This is a genomic window from Janthinobacterium sp. PAMC25594, from assembly GCF_019443505.1.
GTDB lineage: Bacteria > Pseudomonadota > Gammaproteobacteria > Burkholderiales > Burkholderiaceae_D > Janthinobacterium.
Window position 1 is genome coordinate 1,402,494 of the sequence record NZ_CP080377.1, and the last position, 19,811, is coordinate 1,422,304.

Here is a 19,811-nt window from a genome sequence, read left to right on the forward strand (position 1 = left end):
GGACTCGGCGTCCCCGTCCGACCCCAGTCCTTGCTTTGGGGTTTCAATCAAGCCGCTTCCGCTTTCTTGCGCGCGGGACGGCGTGCTGGCGTCTTGCGCGGCGCCTTGGCCGGCTTGTCTTCCGCCATGACGGCCACTTCCACCGGCGCCACTTCGACAACAGGCGCCGCTTCCACTACGGCGTCAACCGCCTTCTTGGCCGGCTTTTTCGATGCTGCCGCCTTGCGGGCCGGCGTGCGCGGCTTGGCCTTAGTCTTCGCTTCGGCGACGGTGTCCACAATCACTTCAGCTACCGGTTCAGGCACGGGCATGGCTTCCGCCACCACCACCTCGACGGCCTCGGCGCGCGCTTCACGGGCGCCATCGCCATTCTTGCGGCCGCCACGGCCATTGCGGCGCGAACCGCGCTTGGCGCTGCCCTCTTCCGCCACGACCTCGACCGCGGCTTCGGCCACTTCATGCACGATCTCCGGCTGTGGCGCCGGCGCATACTGCTCGATGACAGCCGATTCGGCCTCGGCCACCGGCACGAAAGCCTGTGGCGCGGACTCGCCGCGGCGTTGCTCGTTCTGCTTGCGGCCGCCACGACCATTGCGGCGCGAATCGCGGCGGCTGCCGCCTTCGCGGCTGTTGCCCTCTTCCGCCGTCGCGCCGGTCTCGCCACTGGCGCTTGTCTCGCTGGCGGCATCCGCGTTCACGGCGGCAGGCACGGCCACCAGGCCGCTGCTGCGGTAGACATAGGCACCCGATTTCTCATCGCGGCCAAATTCCAGCAAGCCGCGCGCCTGCGCTTCTTCCAGCAGGTTGCCGAAGGTGCGGAAACCGTAATACGATTCGCTGAAGTCCGGCTTGCGGCGCTTGATCGCTTCTTTCAGCATCGAAGCCCAGATCTTGCCGCTGTCGCCCCGTTCGGACACCAGCGCGTCGAACGTCTCGACGGCCATCTCGATCGCTTCCGTCTTGCGCGACTCGTATTTTTCCTTGCGGCGCACTTCTTCGTCGGGCGAGCGCTTGACAGCGGCAGCCGGGCTTTCGCGCGCATCGCGCTTGGCGGCCGTGCGGCGGCTCTCGCGCACCAGGTCATCGTAGAAAATGAATTCGTCGCAGTTCGCCACCAGCAGGTCGGAGGTCGACTGCTTGACGCCCACGCCGATCACCTGCTTGGCGTTTTCGCGCAGTTTCGACACCAGCGGAGAGAAATCGGAATCGCCGCTGATGATGACGAAGGTGTTCACGTGGGCCTTGGTGTAGCACAGGTCCAGTGCATCGACGACGAGGCGGATGTCGGCCGAATTCTTGCCGGACTGGCGCACGTGGGGAATTTCGATCAGCTCGAAGTTCGCTTCGTGCATGGTGCCCTTGAAACTTTTATAACGGTCCCAGTCGCAATATGCCTTCTTGACAACGATGCTGCCCTTGAGCAGCAAGCGTTCGAGGATGGGCTTGATATCGAATTTTTCGTAATTTGCATCTCGCACGCCGAGCGCGACGTTCTCGAAGTCGCAAAACACGGCCATGCTGAGGTTTTCTGGGGATGACGCCATAAGGGTGAATTCTCGCTGGATAATAAGGGCGGACGGGAAGCGCAACGCCTCCCTTTTCGCCTAGTATATTCGCCCATCGCCCGTTTCGGCGACAACTATCGTGCGCGGCGGCCTATTGCGCACCGCCGACGGCGCTGGCACCGGGCCAAACAACGCTTTCATCGACCGAATACAACTGGCACGGCAGGCTGCTGCGGCGCTGGCACGAAGCGAGTGCGCGCACCTCGGGACTTTCGCCCTCCTCGGCCCAGCCCCAGGCGCCGCTGGCCGACAGGGCAAAGGCGCGCGGCGCGGTTTTCTCGAGGAATACGCGGTAGGCCGCGCGGCCCTGCTCTTCCAGATACGGCACGGCGGCGATATCGTCCTGCGGGGCGAAATGCGTGGCGGGCGGCGGCGGCGCATCGGCCACGCGGTAAACCTGCCGCACCGGCATGCCGACTCTCTGCAGAAAGCGCTCGGTGGCGGGCAGCCACACGGCCACGCCGTCGCGGCTGCCCAGGGTCAGGTGGGCGTCGCGCTTGAACGGGCCATAGGCCAGCAATTGTGCCCGGCCGCCTGAACCGGTAAAGGAATTGAACAACCGCCGCGCCAGCGCCGGCGAAAAATACGAGTCGTTCGCGCCATACAGCCACAGGCTGGGGATGTGGTTGTAGGCGCCCAGGGTGGCGAAGGTCTTGGCCAGCGCCCCTTGCCAGTCGCAGCCGGGCATGTCGACGCGCAGGCCGCCGGCAAAATTGAGCACGCCGCGCACGCCGGGCACCATCCGGGTGGCCAGCGCCAGCGCCGCCATGCCGCCATACGACTGCCCCGCGACGACGATGCGCTGCGGGTCGACCCAGCTCTGGCGGCGCGCATACGCCAGTGCGGCCAGCATGTCGCGCGCCTGGCCCTGGGCGTTGCCCAGCATGTCGCAGCCAAAATCGCGATAGGCGCCCGTGGAGCGGGCAAAACCGGCGCGCATGGGCAGCATCACCGCATAGCCGCGGCGCACGAACTCGGTGGCCATATAGATGAAGCGCTCGCGCTGCTGCAGCCGGGCCGGGCCGGCCTGCTTGCCGTGATTCATCAGCAGCAAGGGAAACGGTCCGGGCCCGGCGGGACGGAACACCGTCGTCTCCAGCACCTCGCGCAAGCCGTCGCCGGCCGGCACCATGATCACCTGCTCGTTCAGGCGCGCATCGAGCGGCAACTGCAAGGGAACAAACTGGGCTTTCAGGGGCAGGCAAGGCAGACTGAGCAGCAAACCCAGGAACATGGGGCGAAGCAGATGAAAAATGGCGGACTCCGTGGATGACTTCCCTGCCAGTCTAGACAGTGAAATGCCACAGGACAATATAAAAAAATTACGTGATGCACCTATTTTTTTGCGGCAAGATCCAACAGAAAAAATTGTTGCCTTACACCACCACACTTTTCCCGCTGGCGGGAGTAAACTGGATGTATTCTGAAGGAGTCGCCATGTCCATCTCCGCCCTCACCACCGGTACTTCGGGGCTGACCGCCAACCAGCGCGCGCTGGATGTGGCCGCCAACAATATCGCCAATGCGAATACGCCGGGCTTCCAGCCGCAACAAGCCGAGTTCCAGGAGTCCAGTCCGGCCGGCACGGGCGTCACGCTGTCCGTCGAAGGGCGCAAGCTGGCCGCCAGCGAAAGCGTCAGCGGCGCCAATGCAACTGCGGCCAAGGCGGCCGAAAGCCGGCCGAACGGCGTCGGCCTGGCATCCGAACTGACGGATAACCTCGTCTACAAGGCCGGTTTTAATTTATCGGCGAATGTCGTCAAGGCGGCCGACCAGGCGCTGGGCAGCCTGATCGACGTCAAGACTTAAGCACAGTCACTACCGGTTAGATAGTCTGATTTTTCATTTCCAGCGCCAAGGGCGCCATCGCCGGCCGGATCAATGCCAGCAGCCGTTCGGCGGGAATGCCGTCGCGCGCCTGCACCGACAGACCGTGCAGCAAGGCCGCATAATAGTCGCCCAGCGCCTGCACGTCCGCATCCTCTTTTAATTCTCCCGCCAGCTGCGCCGCGCGCAAGCGCTCGATGACCGCTTGCGTGCGCGCGCGGCGGTGCTGCGCCAGCCAGTCGGCGATGCCGGCGTTTTCCGCGCTCGTGTTGGTCGCGGCCGTGACCACCATGCAGCCTTGCGGCTGGCCGCTGCGCGTGTACAGCAGCACGGCCTCTTCCAGCATGCGCGCCACCGCGTCGCGCACATTCAGGCTGGCCGCCAGCGCGTGCACGGCAAACGCGCCTTCTCCCGTTTCATACAACTCCACGGCTTCGCGGAACAGCTGCTCCTTCGAGCCGAACGCCGCATAGATGCGCGCCGAGGCGATGCCCAGCGCCGCCACCAGGTCGGCCATCGACACGCCTTCATAGCCGCGCGTCCAGAACGCGTCACGCGCTTTTGCCAGCGCCAGCGCGCGGTCAAATTCCCTCGGTCTTCCTGCCATTGTGATCCTCTGCTTACGAAGTGGCGGCCAGTATAACGCCTGGCACGCAAGCCGCCTTCGCGATTTATTTTGCATCGACGCCTTGACCGCGCCAACAATTTCACCTATTCTTTGTCGATCGACAAACAATAGGAGCCGATATGAAAACCATCCAAGGACCGAGCCTGCACCTGGCACAATTCGCCGCCGACACGGCGCCCTTCAACACCCTGCCCGCCATCGCCGAATGGGCGGCCGGCATGGGCTTCAAGGCCTTGCAGATTCCCGCCTGGGATGCGCGCCTGTTCGACGTGGCGCAGGCCGCGCACAGCCAGCAATACTGCGACGACCTCGTTGCCATGCTGGCCAGCCATGGCCTGGTCATCAGCGAACTGACGACGCACATCCTCGGCCAGCTGGTGGCCGTGCACCCGGCCTACGACGCGCTGTGCGACAGCTTCGCCCCGGCACACCTGCACGGCCAGCCGGCGGCGCGCACCGAGTGGGCCATCGAGCAAGTGAAACTGGCGGCCATGGCCTCGAAGCGCCTGGGCCTGACCGACATGGGCACGTTTTCCGGTTCGTTCGCCTGGCCGTATCTGTTCCCGTTCCCGCAACGCCCGCCCGGCCTGATCGAAACGGCCTTCGACGAACTGGCGCGCCGCTGGCTGCCCATCCTCGACGTGTGCGAAGAACAGGGCGTCAACCTGTGCTATGAAATCCACCCCAGCGAAGACCTGCATGACGGCATCAGCTTCGAGATGTTTTATGAACGCGTGGGCCGCCACCCGCGCTGCAAGATGCTGTTCGACCCCAGTCACTTCGTGCTGCAGCAGCTGAACTACCTGGAATTCATCGACATCTACAAGGAGCACATCCGCATGTTCCATGTGAAGGATGCGGAATTCAATCCGACGGGGCGGCAAGGCATTTACGGCGGCTACCAGTCGTGGGAAAACCGCGCCGGGCGCTTCCGTTCGCTCGGTGATGGCCAGGTCGATTTCAAGGCGATTTTTTCAAAGATGGCGCAAAACGACTACGCGGGCTGGGCGACGCTGGAATGGGAGTGCTGCCTGAAGGACCAGGAAGTGGGGGCGCGCGAAGGCGTGGCCTTCATCAATGCCCACATCATCCCCGTCACCGACAAGATCTTCGACGACTTCGCCGGCGCCCCCGTCAGCAAGCAACAGATCAATACCCTGCTGGGCATCCAGCATAATTAATCAAGGAAAAATATGAACGACTTCATTCACGATTACGTCCGCATCGACGGCCAACGCCTGCATTGCGTCATCGCTGGTCCCGCCACCGGCAAACCCGTGCTCCTGATTCCCGGCTGGCCGCAAACCTGGTATGCGTGGCGCCACGTGATGGCGGCGCTGGCGGCCAATGGCTATCAGGCCATCGCCATCGACCCGCCAGGCAGCGGCCACTCCAGCCGCCCCGCCGATGGCTACGACACCGGCGCCGTGGCCGCCACCCTGCACCGCGCCATGCTGGCACTGGGCCATGCGCAGTACGACGTGGTGGGTCACGACATCGGCATGTGGGTCGGCTATGCGCTGGCCAGCGATTTCCCGCAGGCCGTGACGAAACTGGCGCTGACGGAAGCCGTGATTCCCGGCCTGGCGCCCGCGCCACCGATTTTCGTCGCGCCGTCGGATAACATCTTCCTGTGGCACTTCATGTTCAACCAGGTGCTCGATTTGCCGGAAATGCTCACGGCGGGCAAGGAACGCGAGTACATCCGCTTCATTTTCGACCGCTGGTCGTACCGCCGCGACAAGGTGGCCGTCGACGTGTATGCGGACGCGTATGCCACGCCGGGCGCCCTGCGCGCGGGCTTCGCCTACTACCGCGCCATTCCAGAAACCATCCGGCAAAATCTGGAACGGGCAAAACACAGCCTGCCGATGCCGGTGCTGGCCATCGGCGCCGACCACGCGACGAATGACGCACCCCTGCTGACCATGCAGGGCAAGGCGGATCAGTTACAAGGCGCCATCGTCGCCGAATGCGGCCACTTCATCATGGAAGAACAGCCGGAAGCCTTCATCGCCCACCTGCTGCCCTTCCTGGCCGGAGAGCCCGCATGAGCCTCGATCCACTGATCGCCGCCTGGCTGGAAGAGAGCAAAAATGCGCCGCCGCCCGCCTCGCTGGCAGACCTGCGCGCCGCCACGGAGACGGGCTTGCGCCAGCTGCACGGACCGATGGAGGACGTCGCCTCGATCAGGGATTACGTGCTGCCGGGCGAACATGCGCTCATCGTGCGCGCCTACGTGCCGGCTGGCGCGGATACGAGTTCCCCCCTGCCCGCCATCGTCTTTGCGCATGGCGGCGGATGGTGCCTGTGCTCGCTGGACCTGTACGACAATCCGTGCCGCGCGCTGGCCAACGCCACCGGCTGCGTGATCTTTTCCGTCGACTACCGGCTGGCGCCCGAGCACAAGTTCCCCGTGCCGCTAGCCGACTTTTACCGGGCACTATGCTGGGTCGCCCAGCATGCCGCAGTGCTGGGCATCGACGCGAAGCGCCTCGCCGTGGGCGGCGACAGCGCGGGCGGCAACCTGGCCGCCGCAGCGGCACTGATGGCGCGCGACCAGGCCGGTCCCGCGCTGGCGCACCAGTTGCTGCTGTACCCGGCGCTCGATTTCGCCTTCGACACGGCTTCGTACCAGCGCTATGCGGAGGGCCATTCGCTGACGCGGGAAGCGATGCGTTTTTGCTGGTCGGCCTACCTGAACGCGCCGGCAGAAGGGAGCAATCCGTATGCGGCACCGCTGCGGGCCGCCTCACTGAAGGACTTGCCACCGGCGACGGTGCTGGTGTGCGAATTCGATCCGCTGCAGGACGAGGGCGCGGCGTATGCGCGGCGCTTGCGCGATGACGGCGTGGCGGCGCAATGCGTGCAGCTCGACGGCATGATCCATGCATCGATACACATGCCGGGCCTGACGCCAGCGGCGCGGGGATTGTTTGACGTGGCGGGACTGGCGATGCGGAAGGCGCTGGGAAGGTAAGCAGGGAAGGTAAAAAAACCGCCGCCGGGGATGGCTCCACGGCGGCGTATCACATCAGTCCACCAGCTTGCGCACCTCGATGCCGTTCAACCATTTCACATGGCGCGGCCCCGTGCGGATATCCTTCGCAGAGATGAGCGCGATCTCGCCATCGTTGTCGTCGAGGGCCTTGCCGTGTTTTTCGTAGTAGACGATCACGCCCTCGCCTGCCGGCGCGTTATACAGCTCGCCCCAGGAAAATACCACCGCGTAGCCATCCGTGGCCGTGGCGATGATGGCGAGCTTCTTGACGTCGTTATGACCGGGCGCGTCGAGCACCGCCTTGTCGAGAATGTCGCGCAGGCGCACACCCTTGTAGCTGGTGATGGTCTCGGCCTTGTCGCCGTTATGGCGCGTGACGGCAATCTCTCCGCCATTCGCGGGCGGCAGCTGACGCAAGTCGGCCACCTTCAGGGTCAAGGGCGTTTCCACCATGCCCGTCACGGCGAGCGCGTGGCTCATGTTGTCGCGCGCGGCAGCGGGTGCCGACCACGCGGCCGGTGCCGCCGCCAGCAACGACGCCGCGGTACAGGCAGCAAATATTTTCTTGAACATGCCAAGTCCTTTCATGGAAAAGTCAAAAATCAGAACTGGTACTGTGCATTGGCCAACCAGGTGCGCCCGGCGCTGGGGAAGCCGTCGGACAGCGCGTAATTGCGGTCACCCAGGTTCGCCACGCCCGCTTCCAGGGTCAATGCCGGCAAGGGGAGGTACACGGCCTTCAGGTTCAGCGTCGTAAAACCACCGAGTTCCAGGGTGTTCGAGACCCAGCGCCCGCTGTTCGATTCAGCGATGGCCACCACGTCGACCTGGCGCGCCGCGTGCAGCACGGCATGCGCCGTCAGCTTGTGGCGCGGCACGTCCGTCAGACGGATGGCGCGGTCGCTGACATTTTTCATGTCCGTATACGTGTAGTTGCCGCCGAAATCGAGCCAGGCGCCGGCGCGGCCACGCAAACCCAGTTCCACGCCGCTGATATGCGCCCGGCCCGCGTTCTGCATCTGCGCGCGCACGCCCGACACATTCGCCACGCTCTGGATCTTGTCCTTCACGTCGCTGTAGAACAGCGCCGCCTCCAGCACCAGGCCTTGCGCATTGCCTTGATAGCCCAGCTCATAATTCATCGCCTGCTCCGCGCGCAAGGCCGGGTTTTCGATATACGTGCCCAGGCGCTGCGAATAGCGGTCCTTCAGGGTCGGCAGGCGCGACTTGCGCGCCACGCTGGCATACACGCGTGCATCAAGACCGATCTTGTGGAACAGGCCCGCCTGCAGGTCGGTGGCCGATTGATTCTCCGGCAGGGTATACGCATTGCCGGCGCTGTAGACGGTGTCCGGGCGCAGTTCATTGCGCGACACGCCCAGCGACAGTTCCGTCGCCGCATTCAGGGCGATGCTGTCTTCCGCGCCCAGGGTCCACAGGGCATCCTTGTACCAGGTAGTGCGCACGCCCTTGGCATCGCGTTCCTGGTGCTCGTCGGCCTTGACGCTGGCCACAAAACGCAGGCTGTGCGCGGCCAGGCGGAACGATTCAAGTTCCACCGCGCCGCCGTTCGTGCGGTCGTTATAGATGCTGCGCCCGCCGCTGACGCTGCCCTGGCCGCTGGTTTTCAGGGTCGTGTAGCTGCCATTGGTAAACGAGGTGATTTCATTGTCGTAGCTGTCGTGGTACAGCCGCAGTTTCAGGCGTTCCTGCTGGCCCAGGCGCGTCTGTGAGACGAAATACACGCTTTCCTTGTTCCAGTACGGCCACTGCCAGTAGCGCGCGCCGACGGGATTCGTCGATGGCGGCTGGCCCTTTTCGCCATGCTGCTTGTAGTAGCTCAGTGCATACTCGTCGCCCGCCTGCGCGCCTTCGGGCGTGTAGCCCACCTTGAACGACAGCTTGTGGTCCTTGCGATACGCATTGTTGCGCGTGCCGCCGTCTTCCGTGGCCGTGGGACGGAAGTCGGACGACAGGGGGAAACCGTCGCTGTCAATGTACGACACGCCCGCCTGCAGATACCACAGGCCCTGGTTCGTGCCCACGTTGGCCGAGACCTGGCGCTCGCTGCCCGAACCGAATCCCACTGACGTATCGCCTTCCATCAAAGCCGTCGGCTTGCGCGACACCAGGTTGATGGCGCCGCCCAGGGTATTGGCGCCGTAGGCCACGGAGCTGAAACCCTTGGCCACCTGGATGGCGGCCAGGTCGCTGGTCGTGAAGCGGTTGAAATCGACATAGCCGTCATACGGCACGTAGACGGGAATGCCGTCGATGTACAGCGGCACCTGGCGCGCATCGAAGCCGCGGATGGCGACGGTTTTTTCGTTGCGCGAATTGGTCGACAGCGATACGCCCGACAGCAAATTGAGGGCGTCGCCCACGTTGTCGCGGTTAAAGCGGCGCATCTCGGCGCGGCTCACTTGCGACCCCACCTGCTGCCCATCCAACTGCGCCACTTGCCCCAGCTGGTCGCGCTGGCCGATCACCGTCACCGTGCCCAGCACGAACGGCGCCGCCGCATCCACGTCTTCCTTGCCAGCAGCCTGCTGCGCCAGCGCCAGCATCACGGCGCCTGCCATTGCCTGTTTCACCATCGTCATGTTGTTCTCTTCCGCTATATATCGCCTTATACAGCGATATACAAAAAAATACAAAAAAAGCGGCCACTCGTGCGGCGGCCGTCATCCCATGGCGCAATATACAGACGTATACAACGATGCTCAAGCGACTAGGCCGGAAACAGCTATGCAGGTCAATTTTCCAGGAAAATTTCATGCACCGCAGCATTTCGCTGTGCGAACGAATGTTTCACAAAACGATTGACACGTCCAATTTGGCTAGGCAAACTGATTTCCAGGGAGTCAGAAAAATGAAGGCAAATATGACCAATACTCAGACCGCGGCCGATCCGGAACTGATCGTCTTCAGCGATGACGAAGAAGGCAAGGACCGCCAGTTCGTCAACGCGCTGGCGCGCGGGCTGGAAGTGCTGCGGTGCTTTCGCCCCGGCGAAGTGTTCCTGTCGAACGCGGACATGGCCAAGCGCACGGGCATCCCCAAGCCCACCATTTCGCGCCTCACCTATACCCTCACCAAACTCGGCTACCTGAATTATTCGGACAGCCTGGGCAAGTACCAGCTGGGCGCGGGCGTGCTGGCCCTCGGCTACCGCATGCTGTCGAACCTCGATGTGCGCAAGATGGCGCGCGCGCTGATGGAGGAGCTGGCCGAGCATGCGCAGGCCTCCGTATCGCTGGGCACGCGCGACCGCCTCAGCATGGTGTACGTGGAAACCTGCCGCAGCAGCGCCAACGTCACCCTGCGCCTCGATGTCGGTTCGCGCATCCCCCTGATGACGACGGCCATGGGCAAGGCCCTGCTGTGCATCCTGCCACAGGCCGAGCGCGACTACCTGATGGACCATGCGCGCCTGCACGAGACGGAGCGCTGGCCGCGCATCAAGGCCGGCATCGAACAAGGCTTCAAGAATTACCAGGACCGGGGCTTTTGCATCTCGGCCGGCGAGTGGCAGAACGACGTGCATGCGGTGGGCGTGCCCATGCTGGGTGCCGACGGCGAACAGGTGATGGCCTTCAATTGCGGCGGCCCCGCCTTCCTCCTGTCGCGCGAAAAACTCGAAGCAGACCTGGGACCGCGCCTGGTCGCCCTGGTCAAGACGGTGGAAAAAAACCTGGGCCGCGGTTAGACTGCGCGCCCCCTCTCAACGACAGATCAAATCAAAGCGCCGAGGAAACCGATGATACGCGACGAAGAAACCCTGAACATCCTGCTCGACAGCATCGCCCGTTTCGTGCGCGAAGTGCTGGTGCCGAACGAAGCGCTGGTGGCCGAAACGGATACCATTCCGCCCGCCATCGTGGCGCAGATGCGTGAACTGGGCCTGTTCGGCCTGTCCATCCCGGAAGCGTACGGCGGCCTGGAACTGAGCATGGAAGAGGAAGTCAGGGTCGCCTTTGAAATCGCCCGCACCTCGCCCGCCTTCCGCTCGCTGATCGGCACGAACAACGGCATCGGCTCGCAAGGCATCGTCATCGACGGCACGGAAGCGCAAAAACAATACTACCTGCCGAAACTGGCGGCGGGCGAGATCATCGGCTCGTTCGCCCTGACGGAGGCGGGATCGGGGTCGGATGCGGCATCCCTGCGCACGAGCGCCGTGCGCGACGGCGATTTCTATATCCTCAACGGCAGCAAGCGCTATATAACCAACGCGCCCGAAGCGAGCATTTTTACCGTCATGGCGCGCACGGACCCCGTCAAGCGCGGCGCCTCGGCCATTTCCGCCTTCATCGTGGAAAAGGATACGCCAGGCCTCTCGCTGGGAAAAATCGATAAAAAAATGGGCCAGCAAGGCGCGCATACCTGCGACGTCATCTTCGAGAATTGCCGCGTGCCGGCCGCGAACGTCATCGGCGGCAAGGAAGGCGTGGGTTTTAAAACGGCCATGAAGGTGCTCGACAAGGGCCGGCTGCACATCGCCGCCGTCTGCGTGGGCGCGGCCGAGCGCATGCTGGCCGACGCCCTCGCCTATGCGATGGAGCGCCAGCAGTTCGGCCAGCCGATCGCGGAATTCCAGCTGATCCAGGCCATGCTGGCCGACAGCAAGGCGGAAATCTACGCGGCGCGCAGCATGGTGCTCGACGCGGCGCGCCGGCGCGACAACAAGGAAGACATCTCGACGGAAGCGTCGTGCTGCAAGCTGTTCGCCTCCGAAATGTGCGGCCGGGTGGCCGACCGCTCCGTGCAGATCCACGGCGGCGCCGGCTACATCAGCGAATACGCGGCCGAACGCTTCTACCGCGACGTGCGCCTGTTCCGCATCTACGAAGGCACGACGCAGATCCAGCAGATCGTCATCGCCCGCAACATGATCAAGGCAGCGCAAAAGTGAAGGAGGCCGCGATGGACATTCCCGCCCTGCTGGCCCACTTGCCGGCGCGCCTGTCGGCCATCCCCGCCCACTGGGCGGCGCGCGCGCCCGATGCACCGGCGCTGCATGAACGGGGCCGCAGCTGGACCTACGCGCAGCTGCAGCACGGTGTGGAAAGCGCCGCGCAGCTGCTGCGCCGGCTGGACGTGCGCGCCGGCGACCGCCTGATGGTGGTGGGCGAGAACAGCGCGCTGCAGGTGGCGCTGATTTTTGCCGCCGCCAGCATCGACGCGTGGATCGTCAACGTCAATGCACGGCTGTCGGCGCGCGAGATCGACACCATCGCTGCGCACAGTTCGGCGCGGCGCGTGCTGTTCCTGGCCGGCGCCTCGCCGGAAGCGGCCGCGCATGCGGCACGTCTGGGCGCGGCCAGCGCCGCGGTCGACGGCATGGGCGAGCTGCTGGCGGGAGAACTGAATGAAGACAGCATCGCCGAAGCCTGCGTGCCCGGCAACGAACAGGTGGCCGCGCTGATCTACACGACGGGCACGACGGGCCAGTCAAAAGGCGTGATGCTCACGCACCGCAACCTGCTGTTCATCGCCGCCGTCTCCAGCACCCTGCGTGGCCTGACGCGCACCGACCGCGCCTACGGCGTGCTGCCGATTTCGCACGTGTACGGCCTGGCCTCGGTGGCCCTCGGTACCCTGTATGCGGGCGCCGCGCTGTACCTGGTGCCGCGCTTTTCCGTCGACGGCCTCCTCTCAGCCTTGCAGGACGACGGCTTGACCATCGTCCAGGGCGTCCCCGCCATGTACGCCAAGCTGCTGCAAACCCTGGGCGGCGCCGATACGCCGCTGCCCACGCGGCTGCGCTTTGCGTATGCGGGCGGCTCGCCGCTGGCGCCGTCGCTCAAGCACGACGTGGAAAAGCTGCTGGGCACTGCGCTGCACAATGGCTACGGCATGACGGAAAGCGCGCCCACCATCAGCCAGACGCGCCTGGAAACGCCGCGCCGCGACGATTCCGTGGGCATGCCGATACCGGGCGTGGAAGTGCGCGTGGTGGACGTGGCAGGCACGGACGTGACGCCGGGCGAGCCGGGGGAATTATGGATACGCGGGCCGAACATCATGGCCGGCTACTACCGCGAACCGGCCATGACGGCGGCCACCATGCGCGACGGCGGCTGGCTCAATACGGGCGACATGGCGCGCCAGGAACCGGACGGCGCGTTGTTCATCGTCGGGCGCACCAAGGAACTGATCATCCGCTCCGGCTTCAATGTGTATCCGCTGGAAGTGGAAACAGCCCTGAACGCCCACCCATCCGTGGTGCAGTCGGCCGTGGTGGGACGCACGCTGGACGATGGCAACGAGGATGTCATCGCCTACGTGGAGCTCGATCCGCGCCAGCCAGCCAGCGTGGCACAATTGCAGGCCTGGCTGGCGCAAACCCTGTCGCCGTACAAATGCCCGTCCGCCATCATCGTCATGGAAGCGCTGCCGGCGGCCGCCACGGGCAAGATTTTAAAAGGGCAGCTGCGGCAAATGGCGCAGAATGCCCGATAAGTTGACAATGTTGTACCAGACTCGACAATAAAACCAAGCCACATCACCGGAGGAGACACGATGAAACGCACCTACACACGCATCGCCATGGCAGCGCTGGTCGCCAGCGCCTGGATGACGCAGGCCAGCGCCGACGAATTTCTGGTCGGCGCGGAAATCCCGCTGACGGGCAACCTGGCGCGGGTCGGCGCCGGCATGCAGGAAGGGATCATGGTCGCGGCCGAAGTCTTCAACAAGACCAACGGCAAGCACACCATCAAGATCATCACCGTCGACGACGAATCGGCGCCCGCCAAGGCCATCGCCGCCGTGGAAAAGCTGGCCAGCCAGGGCGTGGTGGCCATCACGGGCGGCTATGGCTCGAACAATATCTCGCCCGCCTCGGACACGGCAAACAAACTGGGCCTGGTCTACATCACCTCGGGCGGGGTGGACGACAGCCTGGTGGCCAGCGGGCGCAAGAATTTTTTCCGCATCAATAACACGGCCGGCTATGAAAAAGCCATGCTGGGACTACTGCAGGACGTGGGCGCCAAGTCCGTCTCCATCGTGTATTCGACCAAGGACGCCACCACGGGCCTGGCGAAAGACGTGGAAAAAGCCCTGGCGGCAAAGGGCGTGAAGGTGACGACGCACTCGTTCGACCCGGCCATTACCGACTTCAAGCCCATCATCAACAAGATCAAGCTGCAGGATAAATCGGAAGTCGTGGCTATGGTCGGCTACGAAAACGATTACGTGGGCATCATCCGCGCCGCGCGCGTCCTGAAGCCGAAGATCAAGGCCATGGTGGGCGTGTGGTCGCTGGCCACGCCGAAGATGGCGGCCGACTTCCCCGACCTGATGCCGAACGTGTTCGGCACGGCCCTGCTGCCCTTCCCGACCGAATTCAAGACGGCCGACGGCAAGGCCTTCAGCGACGCCTACAAGCAGCTGTACAAGAAGGAGCCGGACTACCTGGGCCAGTTCGGCTACGTACAGTCGATGCTGCTGTTCGAAGCGATCGCGCGCGCGGCCGACAAGGGCACGCTCAAGAAAGGCGGCGTGGCCGACGAGATGCGCAAGACGGACCGCGAAACCCTGATCGGCCGGGTGCAGTTCGCCGCCAACGGCGACAATCAGAACTTCGTGCACCGCATGGCGCAGCACCAGGACAAGAAGGTGGTGATCGTCTGGCCGAAGGAACACGCGACGGGCAAGCTTGCCTACCCGGCCCTGCCCTGGTAGGCAGCCTCCCGCTGCGCACGCGCGCGTCCGCCAGGACGCGCACCGATGAACGGCAGTCCCGGCGCAGCTTCGCGATGCGCCAGGGCTGCCTGACGGGATGACGACATGACAGAATTAATCTTGCAAGCGCTGTATTCGGGCTTGCTGCAGGGCGGCTCCTACGCCCTGATCGCACTGGGCCTGGCGCTGGTCTTCGGCACCATGAAAGTGATCAACCTGGCGCACGGCGAACTGGTGCTGCTGGCCGCCTACATCGCCTACAGCGTCGAATCGGGCCTGGGCCTGGGTCCCATGTTCGCCATTCCCATCGCGCTGGTGATCGTCAGCCTGACGTCCGTGGGCGTGTACCTGATCGTCAGCCGCATCAAGAAAGACCGCGAAATCAATTCGCTGATCCTCACCTACGGCATCGGCGTGATACTCACCAATGTCATTTTGCTGGTCTGGAAGGCGGACATCCGCTCGACCTCATCGAGCTGGCTGCAGGAAGGCATCGAGATCGGCCCGTTTTTCAGCATGCGCAGCGAAGTGATTTTCTTCGGCGTCAGCCTGGTGCTGATGGCGGCGCTGTGGCGCTGGCTCGCCACCAGCTGGTATGGCCGCGCCGTGCGCGCCGTCTCCAGCAACCGCGACGCGGCCAAGCTGATGGGCATCGATCCGGGCCGCACGGAACTGGTCTCATTTTTAGTCGCCGGCATCCTGGCCGCCTTCGCCGGCGTCGCCCTGTTCAGCTATGGCGTGATCCAGCCCGCCTACGGCGGCGCGCTGACGGTGAAAGCTTTCATCATCACGGTATTGGCCGGCATCGGCTCGATCCCAGGAGTGCTGCTCGCCGCCGTGCTGCTGGGCGTGGCCGAAGCGCTGACCGTCACCCTGGCCAGCTCCGCGCTGCAGGAATTGTCGGGCATGGTGCTGTTCCTGCTGGTGCTGTTCATCATGCCGAACGGCCTGTTCGGCGCACAACGGAGGCGCGGATGAAGCGCTCGACACTGATTTCAACGGCGGGCCTGCTGCTGGCCGCGTATATCGCCGTGCCGCTGGCCCTGGGCGCCAACCAGTATGTGATGAGCATGGTGGTGGCGGCCCTGATCATCGGCGGCGTGGCCATGTCCTGGGCCCTGCTGGGTAACCTGGGCGGCATGGTCAGCTTCGGCCATGCGGCCTTCTTCGGCGTGGGCGCGTATGTCTCCGCGCTGGCCACCGTGAAACTGGGCGTGCCCGTGTTTGCCGCCATGCTGCTCGGTGGCGCGGGGGCGGCCATCGCCGCCGTCATCATGCTCCCCGTGCTCCGCCTGCGCGGACCGTATTTTGCGCTGGCCATCCTCGCCTACGCCCACATCTTCCGCATCCTGGCCACGGAGTGGAGCTCGGTGACGGGCGGCGCCGGCGGCATCAACAATATTCCCGCCTTGCCCACCGTCTTCGGTTTTGATTTGGCCAGCAAGACGGGCGCCTACCTGGTGGTGCTGACCCTGGTGGTGTGCTGCGCGTTTGCCTACAGCCGCATCCGCGCCAGCCATTACGGCATCGCCCTGCGGGCCATGCACGACAGCGAAGACGCCACGCGCGTCGTCGGCGTCAACAGCACCTTGCTGAAAGGCGCGATGCTGCTGGTGTCGGCCTTCATGGCGGGCCTGTTCGGCGCCTTCAACGCCCATTACATCAACTTCCTGGAGCCCGACTACGCCTTCAATAGCCTGTGGGTGACGTTACCGATCGTGGCGGCCATCTTCGGCGGCTACCGCACGATACTCGGCCCCGTGCTGGGCGCCGTGGTGGTCTACCTGGTCGACCAGCTGATCTTCAAGTCGCTGATCCCCACCGGCCACCAGCTGGTGCTGGGCGTGCTGCTGGTGGCGATGATCGTCTTCAGTCCGAACGGCCTGCTGCCGCTGTTGCGCAAGATGTTCAAAGCGAAGGAGAACGCACATGCTTGAACTCGATAATGTGTCCGTGCGCTTCGGCGGCCTGACGGCCGTCGATTCCGTCACCTTAAAAGTGGGCAGCCACGACGTGATCGGCCTGGTGGGCGCGAACGGCGCCGGCAAGACCACGCTGTTCAATGCGATTTCCGGCCTGGTGCGCCCTACCAGCGGCGGCATCCGCTTCGAAGGGCGCGACATCATGGCCACGCCCATGTACCAGCGCGCGCGCCTGGGGCTGGGCCGAACCTTCCAGATTCCGCAGCCCATGCATGATTTGACGGTGCGCGAAAACCTCGTCGTGGCGCAGCGCTTCGGCACGGGCAAGGTCGACATGCGCAAGATCGATGAAATCCTCGAGTTTACGAGCCTGCTTGACAAGGCCGGGCGCGATGCGGCCAGCGAACTGGCGCTGACGGAACTCAAAGCGCTGGAAGTGGCCAAGGCGCTGGCGACGAACCCGAAACTGCTGCTGTTAGACGAAGTGCTGGCGGGTCTGGAGACGAACGGCAAGCGCCGCTTCATGGGCATGCTGAAGGATTTGCATGCCAGCTTTGGCGTGGGCATCGTCATGATCGAACACGACATCGAGACCATCAGCAATCTGTGCCAGCGCGTGGCCGTGCTCAATTTTGGCCAGCTGATCGCCGACGGCACGCCGGACGCCGTCTTCCGCGACCCGGCCGTCATCGAGAGTTATACAGGGGCAGCCCATGCTTAATATAGAGAATCTGCGCGCCGGCTATGGCGCCATCAACGTGCTGTGGGATGTGTCGCTGTCGATCCAGAAGGGCAAGCTGACCACCATCATCGGCCCGAACGGGGCCGGCAAGACGACCTTGCTGCGCGCCATCATGGGGCTGCTGCCCGTGGGCGCGGGCAGCATCGCGCTCGACGGCGTGGCCATCAACGGCACGCCCACCTGGAAGATGAGCGACGCCAGGGTCACGATGATCCCCGAGGGGCGCATGACGTTTCGCGACATGAGCGTGGAAGAAAACCTGATCATGGGCGCGTTTCCGAAGGAGCACCGCAGCCACATGCCCGCGCGCCTGGCCGAAGCCTATGCCATGTTCCCGCGCCTGCACGAACGGCGCAAGCAACTGGCCGGGTCGCTCTCCGGCGGCGAGGCGCAGATGCTGGCCATGGGACGGGGCTTGATGTCGGACCCGTCGCTATTGATTATCGACGAGCCGTCGCTGGGACTGGCGCCGCTGGTGGTCAATGAACTGTTCGAGATCCTCGCGCGCCTGAACGACGGCCAGCGCACCATCATCCTCGTCGAGCAGAACACGGCGCGTGCCGTGGGCGTGGCCGATCACGTCTACCTGATGCAAAGCGGCAAAGTGGCGCTGTCGCAGGCAGCGCTTGACGTCGACCTCGACCACCTGCACGAACTGTATTTTGCGCGCTGAGCGATATCAGCCGCACGCGGCTGGCATCACTCGTCGTCGTCGGCCAGTTTGTCAAACGCCTGCAGGGCACTCTTGCCCAGTCCGGTCGTCACGAAAGGATCGTCGGCAGGAAAGTGGCCGCTATCGGCCAGCATGCGCAGCTTGCTCAAGCGCTCTCCCAGCGCCAGCGCCTGCGCCTGCGGATCGGCATCGGCGTTGGCATCCACACCCACCTGCCCGATCGCGCGGGTCACGGACTGGGGAAACTCCCACAATTCGGCGATGCGTACCGACAAGATGCGCGCTTGCGCAAACACCTGCGCAATGAAGGCGTCCGATTGCGGGAAGGCGTCAGGCGCATGCATCTGGTCGATCAGCCGGAACGCCACCACCAGGCCGACATTGGCCATCAGCCCCGCGAGATAGGCATCGAAGGCGTTGGCATGCATCGTCGGCGCGACCAGGCTGGCCGCCAGCGCACATTTCTCGGACTGGCGCCAGATCAGCGGCGCCGTGCGCACGGTCAGTCCGCCGCTTTGCATGCTGACGATGGGACGGAAGGCGACGCGGGCGAGCAGCATGCGCATGCCGTTTTGCCCGAGCAGCATGATGGCGCCTTCCATGTTATTGATCGACGGGCTGGCGTTGTAGCGCGACTGGTAGCAGGGCCGGTTCGCTTCGCGGTAGACCTCGGCGACCAGCAGCACGTCCTGGGCCAGCTGGGCCGACAGCTTGGCCGCGCTCATGTTTTCATCTTGCAAGGTACGCATCAACTGCGGAATGATGGCTGGAATGCGCGGCACCAGCGCGGCGCCAGCGATCGGTTCACGGGCCAGGCGCGCCAATTCGTCCAGAATCTGCTGTTCCGCCTCCGCCGGAGCCTGCGCCGACCCCGCGGCCGCCAGCCAGCGGTAGTAGATGGCATCGATTTCGGTGATAGTGGCCGGCTGCAGTGCCATCTCGGGCGCCGCCTCCGTGACTGGCGCAGGCTTGTTTTTTTCGTCGCCGCCGTTCAGTAATTTTCCTATCCAGCCCATTTTGCTGTCCCAAGCCCTGTATCCATCATTATCGCGAAGTTCGCTCCGTGATTTTACTTGATGACAGCAGCGCTGGTGCGGCTGGCGTGAGCGCTTTGTCCACCTGCCGCAACATGCTAAAGTGGCACTCTCGCAGCTTCCCTGCTTTGCAAGGTCCATCATGAACAATCCGCTGGCCCGTTATGTCACCAGCCAGGCGTATAACAACGCGTGGGCCAACCACCGCCTGCTGAAGGCTTGCGGGCAGCTGACCCAGGCCGAGTTCCAGGCCACGCGCGTCAGCTTTTTTCCCACCATCGGCTTCACTCTGAACCACATATTGACGTGCGACTGGTTTTATCTCGACGCGCTCGAACGCGAACTGCGCGGCGCAGCGCCCCATCCCGACTGCTACAGCTTTTTCGAGCGGGACGAACCGTTCGATAATTGTGCCGCGCTGCACGCGGCGCAGCACGCCTCGGACCTACGCCTGATCGCCCATTGCCGCAGCCTGTGCGATGCGGACCTGGCGCGGCCCGTGACGATCCTGCGCGATAATCCGCAAATCGACACGCGCCAGCGTCTGCTGGCGCACCTGTTCCAGCACCAGATCCACCACCGGGGACAAGTGCACGCCATGCTGGCCGGCACGCGCATCGAAGCGCCGCAGCTCGATGAATTCTATTGCGCCGGCGAAGCGGGCGAGCGGGCGCAGGATTTCCTGGAGCTGGGCTGGACGGAAGACGACGTGTGGGGAGCGCGCTGA

20 protein-coding genes are annotated in these 19,811 nt (G+C 64.2%); 14 read left to right on the forward strand and 6 right to left on the reverse strand.

Annotated features, from left to right (window positions below):
- Positions 1-47: 47 nt before the first annotated feature.
- Both KY494_RS06120 and KY494_RS06125 read right to left on the reverse strand, forming a co-directional pair.
- Positions 48-1,544, reverse strand: a complete 1,497-nt coding sequence (locus KY494_RS06120) for an NYN domain-containing protein (RefSeq protein ID WP_219890281.1) — start codon at positions 1,542-1,544, stop codon at positions 48-50.
- A gap of 112 nt (positions 1,545-1,656) precedes the next feature.
- Positions 1,657-2,799: a dienelactone hydrolase family protein gene (locus KY494_RS06125; RefSeq protein WP_219890282.1), complete on the reverse strand. Its 1,143-nt coding sequence runs from the start codon at positions 2,797-2,799 to the stop codon at positions 1,657-1,659.
- A gap of 19 nt (positions 2,800-2,818) precedes the next feature.
- Between KY494_RS06125 and KY494_RS06130 the strand changes: the two genes are divergently transcribed.
- Positions 2,819-2,992 carry a hypothetical protein gene (locus KY494_RS06130; protein ID WP_219890283.1) on the forward strand — a complete coding sequence of 58 codons (174 nt, stop codon included), beginning with the start codon at positions 2,819-2,821 and terminating at the stop codon, positions 2,990-2,992.
- Positions 2,993-3,002: 10 nt separating this feature from the next.
- The gene (locus tag KY494_RS06135) at positions 3,003-3,374 is read left to right on the forward strand and encodes a flagellar basal body protein (RefSeq protein ID WP_219136304.1); all 372 of its coding nucleotides are present in this window, start codon (positions 3,003-3,005) and stop codon (positions 3,372-3,374) included.
- A 16-nt stretch (positions 3,375-3,390) separates the two neighbouring features.
- Here KY494_RS06135 and KY494_RS06140 read toward each other — a convergent pair whose 3' ends face one another.
- Positions 3,391-3,999 carry a TetR/AcrR family transcriptional regulator gene (locus tag KY494_RS06140; RefSeq protein WP_219890284.1) on the reverse strand — a complete coding sequence of 203 codons (609 nt, stop codon included), beginning with the start codon at positions 3,997-3,999 and terminating at the stop codon, positions 3,391-3,393.
- Positions 4,000-4,139: 140 nt separating this feature from the next.
- Here KY494_RS06140 and KY494_RS06145 point away from each other — a divergent pair, with 140 nt between their 5' ends.
- The 3 genes from KY494_RS06145 to KY494_RS06155 are packed head-to-tail and all read left to right on the forward strand — an operon-like array spanning position 4,140 to position 7,000.
- Positions 4,140-5,201: a sugar phosphate isomerase/epimerase gene (locus KY494_RS06145; protein WP_219890285.1), complete on the forward strand. Its 1,062-nt coding sequence runs from the start codon at positions 4,140-4,142 to the stop codon at positions 5,199-5,201.
- A 12-nt stretch (positions 5,202-5,213) separates the two neighbouring features.
- Entirely contained in the window at positions 5,214-6,074 is an 861-nt protein-coding gene (locus tag KY494_RS06150; RefSeq protein ID WP_219890286.1) for an alpha/beta fold hydrolase, read from the forward strand.
- Positions 6,071-7,000 carry an alpha/beta hydrolase gene (locus KY494_RS06155; RefSeq protein WP_219890287.1) on the forward strand — a complete coding sequence of 310 codons (930 nt, stop codon included), beginning with the start codon at positions 6,071-6,073 and terminating at the stop codon, positions 6,998-7,000. Before KY494_RS06150 ends, KY494_RS06155 begins: the two co-directional genes overlap by 4 nt.
- A gap of 54 nt (positions 7,001-7,054) precedes the next feature.
- Here the strand turns inward: KY494_RS06155 and KY494_RS06160 are convergent, their stop codons facing one another.
- Together KY494_RS06160 and KY494_RS06165 are read right to left on the reverse strand one after the other, a co-directional pair.
- Positions 7,055-7,594, reverse strand: a complete 540-nt coding sequence (locus KY494_RS06160) for a molybdopterin-dependent oxidoreductase (RefSeq protein WP_219890288.1) — start codon at positions 7,592-7,594, stop codon at positions 7,055-7,057.
- 29 nt (positions 7,595-7,623) lie between these two features.
- Positions 7,624-9,624 (reverse strand): TonB-dependent siderophore receptor, encoded by a 2,001-nt coding sequence (locus tag KY494_RS06165; protein ID WP_219890289.1) that lies wholly within the window; start codon positions 9,622-9,624, stop codon positions 7,624-7,626.
- Positions 9,625-9,905: 281 nt separating this feature from the next.
- Between KY494_RS06165 and KY494_RS06170 the strand changes: the two genes are divergently transcribed.
- The 8 genes from KY494_RS06170 (at position 9,906) to KY494_RS06205 (ending at position 18,050) form a co-directional block, all read left to right on the forward strand.
- Entirely contained in the window at positions 9,906-10,730 is an 825-nt protein-coding gene (locus tag KY494_RS06170; protein ID WP_219890290.1) for an IclR family transcriptional regulator, read from the forward strand.
- Between the two features lie 51 nt (positions 10,731-10,781).
- On the forward strand, positions 10,782-11,936 hold the full coding sequence (locus KY494_RS06175; protein ID WP_070289686.1) for an acyl-CoA dehydrogenase family protein: 1,155 nt from the start codon (positions 10,782-10,784) through the stop codon (positions 11,934-11,936).
- A gap of 11 nt (positions 11,937-11,947) precedes the next feature.
- Entirely contained in the window at positions 11,948-13,486 is a 1,539-nt protein-coding gene (locus tag KY494_RS06180) for a class I adenylate-forming enzyme family protein (RefSeq protein ID WP_219890291.1), read from the forward strand.
- A 60-nt stretch (positions 13,487-13,546) separates the two neighbouring features.
- Positions 13,547-14,713 carry an ABC transporter substrate-binding protein gene (locus KY494_RS06185; protein ID WP_219890292.1) on the forward strand — a complete coding sequence of 389 codons (1,167 nt, stop codon included), beginning with the start codon at positions 13,547-13,549 and terminating at the stop codon, positions 14,711-14,713.
- 105 nt (positions 14,714-14,818) lie between these two features.
- On the forward strand, positions 14,819-15,691 hold the full coding sequence (locus tag KY494_RS06190) for a branched-chain amino acid ABC transporter permease (RefSeq protein ID WP_071077978.1): 873 nt from the start codon (positions 14,819-14,821) through the stop codon (positions 15,689-15,691).
- The gene (locus KY494_RS06195; RefSeq protein ID WP_219890293.1) at positions 15,688-16,650 is read left to right on the forward strand and encodes a branched-chain amino acid ABC transporter permease; all 963 of its coding nucleotides are present in this window, start codon (positions 15,688-15,690) and stop codon (positions 16,648-16,650) included. The genes KY494_RS06190 and KY494_RS06195 overlap by 4 nt, the downstream gene beginning before the upstream one ends.
- Positions 16,643-17,356 (forward strand): ABC transporter ATP-binding protein, encoded by a 714-nt coding sequence (locus KY494_RS06200; RefSeq protein WP_219890294.1) that lies wholly within the window; start codon positions 16,643-16,645, stop codon positions 17,354-17,356. The genes KY494_RS06195 and KY494_RS06200 overlap by 8 nt, the downstream gene beginning before the upstream one ends.
- Complete coding sequence (locus KY494_RS06205; protein ID WP_219890295.1) at positions 17,349-18,050, forward strand: ABC transporter ATP-binding protein; 702 nt, start codon at positions 17,349-17,351, stop codon at positions 18,048-18,050. Before KY494_RS06200 ends, KY494_RS06205 begins: the two co-directional genes overlap by 8 nt.
- A 26-nt stretch (positions 18,051-18,076) precedes the next feature.
- Here KY494_RS06205 and KY494_RS06210 read toward each other — a convergent pair whose 3' ends face one another.
- On the reverse strand, positions 18,077-19,066 hold the full coding sequence (locus tag KY494_RS06210) for an HDOD domain-containing protein (RefSeq protein WP_219890296.1): 990 nt from the start codon (positions 19,064-19,066) through the stop codon (positions 18,077-18,079).
- A gap of 160 nt (positions 19,067-19,226) precedes the next feature.
- Between KY494_RS06210 and KY494_RS06215 the strand changes: the two genes are divergently transcribed.
- Positions 19,227-19,811: a DinB family protein gene (locus tag KY494_RS06215; RefSeq protein WP_219890297.1), complete on the forward strand. Its 585-nt coding sequence runs from the start codon at positions 19,227-19,229 to the stop codon at positions 19,809-19,811.